The sequence below is a fragment of the Pseudolabrys taiwanensis genome (assembly GCF_003367395.1).
In the GTDB taxonomy this organism is placed as follows: Bacteria; Pseudomonadota; Alphaproteobacteria; order Rhizobiales; family Xanthobacteraceae; genus Pseudolabrys; species Pseudolabrys taiwanensis.
In genome coordinates this window covers 1,617,432-1,630,685 of sequence record NZ_CP031417.1, presented here as the reverse complement: position 1 = coordinate 1,630,685, position 13,254 = coordinate 1,617,432, and the positions used below count along the sequence as shown (strand labels likewise).

At 66.7% G+C, this 13,254-nt stretch carries 9 protein-coding genes; 4 read left to right on the top strand and 5 right to left on the bottom strand.

Going from position 1 to position 13,254, the window contains the following annotated elements; all coding sequences use genetic code 11:
• Position 1: 1 nt before the first annotated feature.
• The 5 genes from DW352_RS07810 to DW352_RS07790 all read right to left on the bottom strand — a co-directional run bounded on the left by DW352_RS07810 (position 2) and on the right by DW352_RS07790 (position 7,480).
• Complete coding sequence (locus tag DW352_RS07810) at positions 2-397, bottom strand: hypothetical protein (protein ID WP_115690068.1); 396 nt, start codon at positions 395-397, stop codon at positions 2-4.
• A 260-nt stretch (positions 398-657) separates the two neighbouring features.
• Positions 658-945 carry a PsiF family protein gene (locus DW352_RS07805; RefSeq protein WP_162826842.1) on the bottom strand — a complete coding sequence of 96 codons (288 nt, stop codon included), beginning with the start codon at positions 943-945 and terminating at the stop codon, positions 658-660.
• A 330-nt stretch (positions 946-1,275) separates the two neighbouring features.
• On the bottom strand, positions 1,276-2,112 hold the full coding sequence (locus DW352_RS07800; RefSeq protein WP_115690064.1) for a CmcJ/NvfI family oxidoreductase: 837 nt from the start codon (positions 2,110-2,112) through the stop codon (positions 1,276-1,278).
• Positions 2,113-2,196: 84 nt separating this feature from the next.
• Positions 2,197-4,257, bottom strand: a complete 2,061-nt coding sequence (locus tag DW352_RS07795; RefSeq protein ID WP_115690062.1) for a bifunctional aldolase/short-chain dehydrogenase — start codon at positions 4,255-4,257, stop codon at positions 2,197-2,199.
• Between the two features lie 175 nt (positions 4,258-4,432).
• A complete protein-coding gene (locus DW352_RS07790; protein ID WP_115690060.1) occupies positions 4,433-7,480 on the bottom strand; it encodes an Rne/Rng family ribonuclease in 3,048 nt (1,015 codons plus the stop codon).
• Positions 7,481-8,047: 567 nt separating this feature from the next.
• On the opposite strand from DW352_RS07790, the gene DW352_RS07785 reads away from it, so the two are divergent.
• From DW352_RS07785 to DW352_RS07770, 4 genes are all read left to right on the top strand, one after another.
• Positions 8,048-8,458 (top strand): MbcA/ParS/Xre antitoxin family protein, encoded by a 411-nt coding sequence (locus DW352_RS07785; RefSeq protein WP_115690058.1) that lies wholly within the window; start codon positions 8,048-8,050, stop codon positions 8,456-8,458.
• Complete coding sequence (locus tag DW352_RS07780; protein ID WP_245434356.1) at positions 8,455-9,162, top strand: RES family NAD+ phosphorylase; 708 nt, start codon at positions 8,455-8,457, stop codon at positions 9,160-9,162. Before DW352_RS07785 ends, DW352_RS07780 begins: the two co-directional genes overlap by 4 nt.
• Positions 9,163-9,268: 106 nt before the next feature.
• The gene (locus tag DW352_RS07775; RefSeq protein ID WP_170153516.1) at positions 9,269-10,543 is read left to right on the top strand and encodes an N-acetylmuramoyl-L-alanine amidase; all 1,275 of its coding nucleotides are present in this window, start codon (positions 9,269-9,271) and stop codon (positions 10,541-10,543) included.
• Positions 10,544-10,757: 214 nt separating this feature from the next.
• The gene (locus tag DW352_RS07770) at positions 10,758-13,241 is read left to right on the top strand and encodes a penicillin-binding protein 1A (RefSeq protein WP_115690054.1); all 2,484 of its coding nucleotides are present in this window, start codon (positions 10,758-10,760) and stop codon (positions 13,239-13,241) included.
• The last annotated feature ends 13 nt before the right edge of the window (positions 13,242-13,254 follow it).

The following is a 13,254-nucleotide window of genomic DNA, read 5'->3' as shown; positions in this document are numbered from 1 at the left end:
TCTACTTCTTGAAGCCGCCGAGCACGGCCTTCATGCGGGCGCCGCGCTGTGTGTCCGGGCCGAGCGGGTCGGCGCCTTCCGGGTTGAGCTTGCGCTCGCAATTGACGTAGCCGTCCGGCACCACCGCGCCGGTGAAATTGTCGAAGCGGTGGACTTCGCAGTTGGGGCCTTTGACCGGCACGTAAGTGATCGAGCCGATGCGGAAGTCATCGATGGTCGGGGCGGGCTCCGCCGCCTCCTGCTGGGCAGGCCGCGTATTGATGAGGCCGGCAAACCAGCCGCCGAGACCGGCCGTGACGACGACCAGCGTGAACAGGACGCACAGGCTCATGACCTCGATGCGCTGCCGCGCCGAGATCGCGCTGCCGCGTCGCAGGCGTCCTCGCAAGCTCTTCACGGGTTGCGCGTTTGCCACGTAGGTGTCCGTCCGGTGTTGCTGGCGGACGGTAACGGCCGGTCATTGAGGAATGCTGAAGAGAATATGCACACTTTGTGGCAGGGCACCGCCGTGGCGGGTCCGCGGCCGCGCGCGCCCAAAGCACAGGCCTAGAATGGCAAATGGCGGCGGGCTGACACCGCAGGGCCGAGGCCAACGGCTTGCAAAGCAAACGCGCGGCGCCTCACGGTGGAAGCGCCGCGCGTGGCATCATAGCGCGACTATTCGTTTTCTTCGGCCGGCTCGCTCGCGGCGGCCGGCGCCGCCGGCTTCTTGGCGGCGGTGGGCTTGGCGCCGCCCTTCTTCATCGCGTCGCGGCGCGCCTGCGGCTCGTAATTGCCGCCGGCCATGCAACGCTTGATGAAAGCCTGCTGCTTCGCGCCGGTGAGGTTCTGGCTCTCGGCGCCGACCTTGCAGGTCTCCATCTTCTCTTCCTTGGTGGCGGCCGAAGCCGGCACGGCCAGGAGCAGTGGCAGGAAAGCAGCGGCGATCAGCGTGCGGGACGTCATGCGCGGGTCCTTGTTCATGCGGTGGCCTCTCTCTAGCACGGCTTGCCGCGCCTGTGACGGCACGCTGGATGGCGGCGGATTAGACAACGTTATCAGTCGGTTATCGGCCGCACGACCGCAGGTCGACCGTGCTTTCAGGTCGGTTGCCCGACCATATACGGGGATTCGCACGTTTGCGGAATTCAGTGGTAGTGCGGAGGTAGGGCTAAAACGTCGCGCAAGCAGGCGCGCGACACGGCGCCGGCATGTGTCGACTGCTGGATGGCAACAGGACGCGCCCATGACGCGTCTGCGTCCATGACGCGTCCTGCGATGACCGCGATCGCGGGCTCAGAAGAACGCCAGCGTGCGGATCTCGATGCTCTCGCGCGGGCGCGCGTTGCGCGGCGCGCTCGGATCGTCGAACGAGGTGTGCGCGGTCCAGCGGGCACGGCCGTCCTTGGCCGAGTCATAGACCTTGAACACCAGCGCCTCGTCGCGCGCCTGCCGCGGGAACCAGAACCATTTGTGCTTCGGATTGTACGCGACGGCGTAGGTCTGACCGATACGGTTGGGATAGCGCCGTTCGGACAGGATGAAATCGTCGAATGAGACGGTGCGCGCGTCGGCGATGGCGAGCGGGTGGTTCTCGATCGGATAGCGGATCGGCCGCCAGGCCTGGATGATGGCGAAGCGACGCTTGAGCAGCTCCTCGGCTTCATCCGGCAGAATGTCGCGGACGCGCTGCGGGCCCGACCATTCGGTGTAGTCGTTGTGGGCGCGCTGCACGACCTCGCGGATCTTGTGCTGTTCGCGCAAGCCATCGTCGGCGGTGCGCAAGGTGTGGTCGAAGACGACGACGCGCTTGGCGCCGCTCTCGGCTTTGATGAGCTCGATCACCTCGGGGTAGTAGACACGCTTGATCTCGTCGGCATCAAGGAAGTTCTGCATCTTCGTGTCGTGACGCACGAAGCGGAAGCCGTCCACGTCGAGCTTGAACTCATCGACATGCGGCCGGCCGTTGTGCATGACGACCTTGTGCGGATCGATCTTGCCGCCGCTTTTGACGTCGAGCGTGCCGCCTTCGCTCGTGGTCCCGGTGAAGACCTCGGTGCCGTCGTTGACGAGATAGTTGATCGTCGGCTCGATGGTCTGCGGATAGGTGTCGGCTTCGGCGAGTGCGGACATGGGCTGTCTCCGGCGTTGTTGCCGGAGAATCTAGGCAAGTCGCGCGAAAGCGACAATCACAGATTAGCGAGCGACCGTTTTGTTCTACCGCAGGGCCGCGGCGATGTTGCCGCCATCTACGGTGGTGATATCGGCGGTGGTTTTCAACTCCAGCGCCTGATGCAGGAAGGCCTGGGCGACGTCCTCGGCGGTGACCTCGCGGCCGAGCAAGTTCCCGCTCATGTAGTCCTTCTCGGTGAGGCCGCGTGCCTGCGAGCGCGCCTTGATGAAATCGTCGGTGAGCAGGCCGGAACGGATGCGGTCGGCATTGACCGCGTTGGCGCGGATGCCGTCGGCGCCGTAATCGAGCGCGTATTGGCGCACGAGGAACAAGGTCGCCGCCTTCGGCAGACCGTAGGGCCCGAAATTCGGTCCCGGATTCACCGCCTGCTTGGAAACGTTGAACAGCAGGCAGCCGCCGGTGCCCTGCGCGCGCATGATCTTCACCGCCCCCTGCGCCATCTTCTGATGCGCGAAGAAGTTCAGCTCGAAGCTCTGGCGTAGCACGCTCTCGTCGACCTCGCCGATCTTGCCCTGCCAGGCGGCGCCGGCATTGGAGACGAGAATGTCGACGCCGCCGAAATGCGCGGCGACCGCCTCGAAGGCTTTGGCGACGGACGCCGCGTCGGTGACGTCGCATGGCACGGCGAGCGCCGCGCCGCCGATGGCCTTCGCCTTGGCTTGCGCCGCGGTGAGATCGCGATCGAGCAGCGCGACTTCGGCGCCGGCTTGCGCGAAGGCTTTCGCCGTCGCCGCGCCGATGGCGCCGCCCGCGCCGGTGATCACCGCGACTTGTCCGGCCAGCGGCAACGGCTTGGCGCTGCCGAGCTTGGCCTGTTCGAGCGGCCAGTATTCGCAGTCGAACATGTCGGCTTCCGAAATCGACTCGAAGCGGCCGGTGGCTTCGGCGGCGGTGATGGCGTCGACGGCGGCTTCGGCTAGGTCGGCCGCGACACGCGCGTCTTTCTTGCTGGTGCCGAGACCGAACAGGCCGAGGCCCGGCACCAGGATCACGCGCGGCGCGGGGTCGAGCATGATGCGATCGCCGCCGACGCGCGCATTGTTGCGCGCGAAGTAGTCTTCATAGTGCTTGACGAAAGTGGCGACGGCGTCGCGCACCTGCGCGCGGAAATCGGCTTCCCGGCCGGCGCGGGGCGCGGGCGCGATGAGCGGCCAGTTCTTGGTGCGGATGGTGTGGTCAGGCGTGATGACGCCGGCCTGGCTGTAGCGCGACACATCGGCGCCGTTGACGAAGTTGAGGACAGCGGCGCCGCTGCGGAAGTCGAGCACGAAGCGTTTCCATGCCCCTTCGGTCTTGGCATCGGGGAGGGCGCAGGCGCCGCGCAGGATCGGCGCGATGTCGGTTTGCGTCGCGACCTGCTGCGGCAGTTGCGCCGAGACGAACACCGCCTTGCGGCCGCGCGCGAGATACTCCTCCGCGCGCGTGACCATCGCGATCATGCGTTCATAGGCTTCGCGCGCGTCGGCGCCGAAGGTGAAGATGCCGTGCTTCTCGAGGATCAGCCCCTCGACCGACGGATCGGCATCGAACGCTTCGGCCGACTTCTTGGCGAGACCGAAGCCGGGCAGGATGTAGGGCACGAGGCCCATGCGGTCGCCATAGACTTCGCGCGCCCGAGCCGGGCCATCGGGTTGGTCGATGAGGCCGAGCACGGCGGCCGAGTGGGTGTGGTCGACGAACTTGTGCGGCACGAAGGCGTGCAGCAGCGTTTCGACCGAAGGATTGGGTGAGGCGGGATCGATGAGGTTGGCGCGTTGCACGCGCACCATCTCGTCATCCGACATGGCCTTGCGCGCGCGCAAACGCTTGAGCGCGTCGAGCCGCACCGCCGGCATGCCAGGAGGGTCGATCGTCGCCATGTCCCAGCCGGAGCCTTTGACGCAGAGCACGTCGGTCTCCTCGCCGTTGAGATCCGTCACCCGCGTCTTCACCGAGGTGTTGCCGCCGCCATGCAGAACGAGTTGCGGATCGCGGCCGAGCAGCCGTGTCGTATAGACGCGCAGAGCGAGGTCGGCGCCGATGCCGGCTTTGCCGTAGCGGGCAATGGCTTCCTTCGCGTCGGCATCGTTCCAGGCGGATTTCATCAACACATCCTCTCACGCTCGGCATGCTCGCTGTCGCGGGCCGACGCCTTATACCCGAATGCGGGGCGCCGATCATCGTTCGCTGACGACGCCGGCGCGTCTCACGCGTCGGCCGAGTCAGCAAAATGCCCGCGGCGGTGAGCCGCGGGCATTATTCATTGAAAGCTATTGTCGATCAGCCCTTGTCGCCGAGCAGGCGACGGCCCCACCAGCCGCGCTTCGGCGCCGCCGGCTCTTCGCCCGTGCTGGAGACGACGGGGGTCGGCGCCTGTATCTCCACCGGCGCGGGCGCCGGCGGCGGGAGCATCACTTCCTCGGACGTCACGATCGGCGCCGGCTCGCGCACCGTCGAACGGCGGCGCGGCGCAGCTTCCGGCGCGGGCGCGCTTTCGGCGACAGGCTCCGGGGCAGGGGCGGCGGCTTCGGCCTCGCCATGCACCGGTGTCGGTTGCGCGAAGGGCGGAGCGATGACGCTCGCATCCTCGTCGCTGAGCACCGGATGCGACACGCCGTCGGCCGTCTCGTGCACGCCTTCTTCGTAAGACGCGGCCTGCTCGCCCTCGCGCGGCTCGGTGCCAGGGAGTCCATCGCCACGATGGCGATTGCGGCGGCCGCCGCGGCGTCCGCGCCGGCGGCGACGGCGATCGCCGTTTTCGCCTGCGGCGCCTTCCTCGCGGGCTTCCTGCGGCGCTTCCGCGTCCAGGCCTTCTTCTTCCGGCGAGCCGCCGTCGTGATCCTCATGCGCGACGGCATGTTCGGCGGCGGTCTCTTGCGTGAACGGCTGAGCCTCGCGCGGCGCTTCCTCGCCGCGGCCGCGGCCACGGCCGCGTCCCCGCCGGCGGCGGCGGCGGCGCTGATCGCCGCCCTCGCGGGTCGCCTCGGATTCGCCTTCGGCGGCTTCCGCCGTTTCGCCGGCTTCTTCCTCGCCTTCCGTCTCGGCGAATTCTTCTTCCTCGCCCGCGTAAGCTTCCGGCTCTTCCTCCTCCGGCACGATCAATTCGGGCTGCGCCTGCGCGGCGAGGGCGCGCGCGGCTTCGGCCGTGTGCACCTGCTCACCGCGATCGACGATGTAGGACTGCTGCGCGTTCACGCCGGCATCGGCGGACACAGTGATGGTGATGCGGAAGCGCTCTTCCAGCGCGCGCAGATGGGCGCGCTTGTGGTTGAGCATATAGAGCGCGACCTCGGAACGGGTGCGCACGATGAGGTTATGCGTGGCGCCCTTGTTGAGCATCTCCTCGACGGCGCGCAGGCACTGCAACGCCACCGACGAGACCGAGCGCACGTGGCCGGAGCCGCCGCACACCGGGCACTTCTCGGTCGACGACTCCAGCACCGACGTGCGGATGCGCTGACGCGACATCTCCATCAGGCCGAAATGCGAGATGCGGCCGACCTGGATGCGCGCGCGGTCGTGCTTGAGCGCGTCCTTTAGCTTGCGCTCGACCGTGCGGTTGTTGCGGTTCTCGTCCATGTCGATGAAGTCGATGACGATGAGCCCGGCGAGATCGCGCAGGCGCAGCTGCCGCGCGACTTCCTCGGCCGCCTCGACGTTGGTCTTGAGCGCGGTGTCCTCGATGTGATGCTCGCGCGTCGCCCGGCCGGAGTTGACGTCGATCGCGACCAGCGCTTCGGTCTGGTTGATGACGATGTAGCCGCCGGAGCGGAGCTGCACGATCGGCGAGAACATGGCATCGAGCTGGCTCTCGATGCCGTAGCGCGTGAAGAGCGGCTGATTGTCCTTGTAGAACTTCACGTTGCGCACGTGGCTCGGCATCAGCATGCGCATGAAGTCGCGCGCTTCGTTGAAGCCTTCCTCGCCGGAGACGATGATTTCGTCGATGTCCTTGGAATAGAGATCGCGGATCGAGCGCTTGACCAGCGAGCCTTCCTCATAGACGAGCATCGGCGCGGTCGACTTCAGCGTCAGGTCGCGCACCGTCTCCCACAAGCGCAGGAGATATTCGAAGTCGCGCTTGACCTCGCTCTTGGTGCGCGCCGCGCCGGCGGTACGCAGGATCACGCCCATGCCTTCCGGCACTTCGAGCTCCTGCGCGATTTCCTTGAGGCGGTTGCGGTCTTCGGCCGAGGTGATCTTGCGCGAGATGCCGCCGCCACGCGCGGTGTTCGGCATCAGCACCGAATAACGGCCGGCGAGGGAGAGATACGTCGTCAGCGCCGCGCCCTTGGAGCCGCGCTCTTCCTTGACGACCTGCACCAGCATTACCTGCCGGCGCTTGATGACTTCCTGGATCTTGTACTGCTTGCGGAAGCGCGGCACGCGCTCCTGCACTTCCTCGAGCGCGTCGGCGCCGCCGACGGATTCGACCACTTCTTCTTCGTGTTCGTGCTCGTCGTCGCCGTGCTCGTCCTCGTCGCCTTCGGCGGGCGCGCGTTCACGCGCTTCGGCCGGCGCGGCTTCATCGCCGTTAGCTTCGGCGGCTGCTTCGACCGGTTCGTCGAGATGATCGCCGGTCTCGGCGTGTTCTTCGTTGTGCTCGGGCGTCAGCGCGGGCTGCGGCTCCGCCTCGGGCGCGACCGGCGCGGTGGTCACTTCGAACAGCGGCGGCTCGACGATTGCCGTTTCGGGCGCGGGCGCTTCGACGGGCGCCGGTTCGGCAGGGGCGGCTTCGCTGGCGACCGGTTCGGCGGTCTCCGGCGCATGCGACGGCGTCTCGAATGCAGGCGTCGGTTCGGACAAGGTCGATGCGGTTTCGTTTAGGTCCGCCTGCGCCGCCGCATCGAGGCCGCTCTCGGCGGCGTTGATGTCGGTCGTCTCGGCGGCGGCGTCCGGCGCCGTCCCGTCCTCGCCGGCGATCGCCTCGCTGCGCACGGTGTCGCGGTTGCGGTCGCGATGGCGCTCGGAGCCGCGATTGCGGTGACGCCGGCCGCGACGCTGCGAGCGGTTCTCGTGTTCCTGCTCGGCGGAGCGGTGGTCTTCTTCCTCCTGCGCGAGCAGCGCCTGCCGGTCGGCGACCGGGATTTGATAGTAATCGGGATGGATTTCCGAGAAGGCGAGGAAGCCGTGGCGGTTGCCGCCGTAGTCGACGAACGCCGCCTGCAGTGACGGTTCTACGCGCGTGACCTTGGCAAGGTAGATGTTGCCGCGGAGCTGCTTGCGGTTAGCACTCTCGAAGTCGAATTCCTCGACGCGGTTGCCGCGCACGACAACCACCCGGGTCTCCTCGGGATGGGTCGCGTCGATGAGCATTTTGTCGGCCATGGGAAAGTCTCACTAGGCCACGTGTTCGCATCCGCTCGCGCGACGTTGACGGCGCAAAGCGGTACGGAAGAGGGGTGGCCTGACTGGTGTGGAGGGAAAGGATCGCGCCTTCACGCGGCAATTCGGCGGGGTCCATAGCAAGCCGCACCGTCACGATCTTGTCGCGAAAGCGGGGGACCTCGAATTGCCTTTGCTGCAGCAGTGGCAGCATAAAATTGCGACCCGTATGACTTCTGGCCGCGCCTCAAACAAGGCGCCGCCCAGGTTTCTCGTCGCTCACGGTTTAAAATTGCGCCCGGTCCATATGACCGAACGCTGATCCGGCTGTCCTTCAGAAGGGATTCGGCTCGTCTTGCCTGGCCGTCCGCCGACCTCCTCGAGGGGGGCGGTCCGGGACTCAAGCGCGCCGGAGGCCCGAACGCGGCACAACCGGAACTCGGTAACCGTCAGCACCTTTTACATACGGCCCTAAGCCTTTGAAGGCAAGGGAAGGTTCGGGACGGCGTCGATCTTGTTTCTATTGATACAATACGATATATATTATGCCAATAGATAGGAATTATAGGTATGGTTCGCCTTCTAACCGCACCCCTAGAGGAGCCCAGCACCGGTTCGGTCACCCAGGCCGAAGCGGCCGCGATGATTCGAGCGGTTTTTAACCTCTTTCGGCTGTGGAATGTCTCGGACGCCCAGGCGCGGGTGCTGCTCGGCCAACCGAGCCCCTCGACCTTCTACCGTTGGAAGCGGGGGGAGGTCGGCGCGGTTCCGGCCGATACGGTCTGGCGGCTCGGCGATCTCATGGGCATCCACAAGGCGCTGCGTCATCTCTTCACCGAGCCCGAGCGGGGCTATGCCTGGGTGAAGCGCCCGAATACGGCCTTCGGCGGCAAATCGGCGCTCGATCGCATGCTGGCCGGCGCCCCCAGCGACCTCACCGCGGTCCGCGACTATCTCGACGCCGAGCGGGGCGGGTGGTGAACGAGGCTCCCCCGGTTGCCGACGTGGAGTGGCCCGTCAGTCATCGCATCGTGCGCACGATCTATCCGCCGGTATGGCTGTTCGAGGACATCGCGCCGCCGGAAGACTGGGACCTGATCGCCAGCGCCGAGGCGAAGACCAATCCGCGCGTGCGCGAGCAGATCGGCGACCTCACATTGGTGCCGCGCGAGCGCCGCGTGGCCGGGCCGACGGCCAGTCTGGTCATGGCGGCCTTCACGCATGTGTCGCGCGCACGGCCGAGCCGCTTTTCCGACGGCAGCTACGGCGTCTGGTATTGCGGCGACCGCTTCGCGGTGGCGCTGGCCGAAACCGCCTACCATTTCGAGCGCTTCATGGCCCGCACGGCGGAGCCGCCCGCCGACGCACAATATAGAGAGTTGCAGGCGCCGATCGCCGGCACGCTGCACGATCTGCGCGGGGAAGGCTTTGCCGACAGTCTCGATCCCGAGAGCTACGCGGCCTCGCAACGTCTGGCGTTGCCGCTCAAGGAACAAGGCAGCGACGGCATCGTCTATCCGAGCGTCCGCTGGCCGGCAGGCGAGGCGGCCGCTCTCTTTTATCCGGATCTGGTGCAGCTGCCGGTCACGCAGGCCCGGACGCTGCAGTATCACTGGGACGGACAGCGGATGACGCGCTATTTCGTCGTCGGCGACGAAGACTGGCAGGCGTGGCCGGCGCGATAGGCGTCGCCATCCGAACACACCGTGCCGCTCAACCGCTCTGTCACTTAAGTTCCGTTAACCGAAGCGGTCCCTAATGGGTTAGAAGGGGCGGAAAGGGTCCGGATTCGTGACATTCCGCACGCTCTCCATCGTCGCTGCCCTGGGCGTCGCCTTGGGCGCTGCTTTGCTGACTGCGCCGGCCGCGCGCACGGCGGAGGGCGTCGATTCGCGCGCGCTGCCGGCGCCGGGCACGACGCAGGAGGCGCCCGCCGCGACCGATGTGCGCGTCGGCGGCGACGACAAGCAGACCCGCTTCGTCCTCGATCTCACCCAGAAGATCGATCTGGCGGCGTTCACGCTCGCCGATCCCTACCGGGTGGTGATCGACATTCCGCAGGTGGTGTTCAAGCTGCCGGCCAAGGCCGGCGATCAGGGCCGGGGGCTGGTGAAGGCGTTCCGCTACGGCCTCATCATGCAGGGCGGCTCGCGCATCGTGCTCGACGTCAAGGGGCCGGTCCGCATCGACAAGGCGTTCACGCTCGCCGCCACCGACGGCCAGCCAGCGCGTCTCGTGCTCGATCTCGCCGCGACCGATCGCGACAGTTTTCTGCGCACCATCGCGCTCGCCAACAAGCCGGCGCGCCCGGCGACCCGCAACAACGAGCCGCCGGCCAAGGACTCGGACGATCCGCGGCCGCTCATCGTGCTCGATCCGGGGCACGGCGGCATCGACACCGGCACCAGGGGCCTCGACGGCGAGAACGAGAAGGACATCGTGCTCGCCTTCGCGCAGACGCTGCGCGACAAACTCACCGCCACCAAGAAGTACCGTGTGGTGATGACGCGCGACGACGACACCTTCATTCCGCTCAACGAGCGCGTCCGCTTCGCGCGGCAACGCGGCGCCGCGCTGTTCATCTCGGTGCACGCCGACTCGTTGCCCAAGCGCGAGGGGCAGGCGGAGGGCGCCACCGTCTATACCTTGTCCGAGCACGCGTCCGACGCCGAGGCGGCGCGCTTGGCCGAGTCGGAAAACCGTGCCGACGTGATCGCCGGCGTGGATTTGACGGCGGAGCCGGACGATGTCGCCAATATCCTGGTCGACCTCGCCCAGCGCGAGACCAAGACGTTTTCGCTGCAATTCGCCAAGTCGGCCGTCAACGAGCTCAAATCGACGGCCCGGCTGCACAAGCATCCCTTGAAGTCGGCCGGCTTTGTCGTCCTGCGCGCGCCGGACGTGCCGTCGGTGCTGGTCGAACTTGGCTATATGTCGACCCGGGACGACTTGAAGCAACTCACGTCGCCCGTCTGGCGGGACAAGACGGCCGATGCCATGGTGCAGGCGGTCGACACCTTTTTTGGCCCCCGAATTGCGGCCGGGGCGAGCGGGAGGGGGCGGTGACGGTATTTTTGCAACGGCCGGGGATGGCTGGGCGGCGAGGGCTCTACCGGCCTCAGTTTCAACATAAAACCACGCGACCAACGGCTAATGCTGCGCTGTCAGTGGCAAGCGGCGGCAACGGCTTGGCGGCGAGCAAATTGCCAGATAAGCGATCCACTGCGCGCTGGGGCGCGGTCGGCGTCCGCTGGCCGGAACGACGCGGGACACGTCACGCATGAAGCTATTTTTGCGCTTCTTAGGCTTCCTGTTCACGGCAGGAACCATCCTGTTCGTGGTCGGCGTCGCCGGCGCGGCCGGTCTGCTGTGGCATTTCTCCAAGGACCTGCCCGACTACTCGCAGCTGCAGGATTACGAGCCGCCGGTGATGACCCGCGTGCACGCGGGCGACGGCTCGCTGCTTGCCGAATATGCGCGCGAGCGCCGGCTCTATCTGCCGATCCAGGCGGTGCCGAAGCTGGTGATCAGCGGCTTCCTCGCCGCCGAGGACAAGAACTTCTATGAACACGGCGGTCTCGATTTCACCGGCATCGCGCGCGCGGCGCTGAGCTACGCGCAGAACTTCGGTTCCAACCGCCGTCCGCAGGGCGCTTCGACCATCACGCAGCAGGTCGCCAAGAACTTCCTGCTGACGAACGAAGTCTCGCTCTCGCGCAAGGTCAAGGAGGCGCTGCTCGCGCTCAAGATCGAGCGCACCTATTCGAAGGACAAGATCCTCGAATTGTATCTCAACGAGATCTATCTCGGCATGGGCGCCTACGGCATCGCCGCCGCTTCGCTCGTTTACTTCGACAAGTCGGTCAACGAACTGACCATTCCCGAAGTCGCCTATCTCGCTTCGCTGCCGAAGGCGCCGAACAACTACAATCCGTTCCGCCAGCGCGAGCGCGCCATCGAGCGCCGCAACTGGGTCATCGACCGTATGGCAGAAGCGGGCTTCATCAAATCCGCCGATGCCGAGAAGGCAAAGAAGACGCCGCTCGACGTGACGACGCGGCCGACCGGCACGCGCACGTTCGCCGCCGAGTATTTCGCCGAGGAAGTGCGCCGCGAACTGTACGAGCGCTACGGCGAGAAGAAGCTCTATGACGGCGGCCTGTCGGTGCGCACGACGCTCGACACCAAGCTGCAGGTGCTGGCGCGCAAGACGCTGACCGACGGCCTGGTCAAATTCGACGAAGCGCGCGGCTGGCGCGGGCCTGTCTCGAAGATCGATCTTGCCGGCGACTGGGGCGTCAAGCTGGCCGACGTGAAGGCGCTGGCCGATGTCGCGCCGTGGCGGCTCGCCGTGGTGCTGGAAGTCAGCGATCAGTCGGCGCGCGTCGGCTTGCAGCCGGGCCGCGATCCGGGCGGTTATGTCAGCAAGGAACGCGAGGTCGGCATTCTGCCGCTCGAAGGCGTGAAGTGGGCCAAGACCAGCGGCAAGGTCCCGAGCAAGGTCAGCCAGGTCCTCAACGCGGGCGACGTGGTCTATGTCTCGCCGGCGAAGAGCGACGGTCAGTTCCGCCTACAGCAGGTGCCGGAAGTGTCCGGCGCCATGGTGGTCGAGGACCCGCAGACCGGCCGCGTGCTGGCGATGGTTGGCGGCTTCTCCTACGACCAGAGCCAGTTCAACCGCGCGACGCAAGCGCTGCGCCAGCCGGGCTCATCGTTCAAAACCTTCGTCTATGCCGCCGCGCTCGACAATGGCTATACGCCGTCGACTTTGGTGCTCGACGCGCCGCTCGAGATCGATCAAGGCGCCGGCCAGGGCGTGTGGTCGCCGCAGAACTACGAGGGCAAGTTCTTCGGACCCTCGACGCTTCGCTTCGGCATCGAGCATTCGCGTAACGTCATGACCGTGCGCCTCGCGCAGGACATCGGCATGCCGATGATCGCCGACTATGCCAAGCGCTTCGGCATCTATGACGATCTGCCGCCTTATCTCTCGTTCGCGTTAGGCGCCGGCGAGACGACGCTGCTGCGCATGGTCACCGGCTATGCGATGCTCGACAATGGCGGCCGGCGGGTGAAGCCGACGCTCATCGATCGCATCCAGGATCGCTACGGCCACACCGTGTACCGGCACGACGAGCGCGAGTGCATCGGCTGCGATGCGCCGAAGTGGAACAACCAGCCTGAGCCGTCGCTGATCGATCGCCGCCAGCAGGTACTCGATCCGATGACCGCCTATCAGATCACTTCGATGATGGAAGGCGTGGTCATCCGCGGCACCGCCGGCGGCGTCGGTTTCCAGAAAGAAGTCGCCAAGCCCGTGGCCGGCAAGACCGGCACCACCAACGACGAGAAGGACGCCTGGTTCATCGGCTATACGCCGGACATCGTCGTCGGCGTTTATCTCGGCTACGACAAGCCGCGCCACCTCGGCCGCGGCGCGACGGGCGGTCATCTTGCCGCGCCAATCGTCAAGGATTTCATGAAGGTCGCGCTCGCCGACAAGCCGGCGGTGCCGTTCCGCGTGCCGCCCGGCATCAAGCTGGTGCGCGTCGATCCCAAGACCGGTGTCCGCGCCGGTCCCGATACGCCGCGCGCGATCCTCGAGGCGTTCAAGCCCGGCACCGCGCCGCCCGACAACTATTCGGTGGTCGGCTATGGCGGTGGCGATGGCAGCGGCGCCGACGGCGGCGGCCGTCCGTGGGGGCAGGGCGTGTCGCCCGACGCCGATCGCGCGGTGCGCTCCGGCACCGGCGGGCTGTACTGAAGCGCGTCGCTAT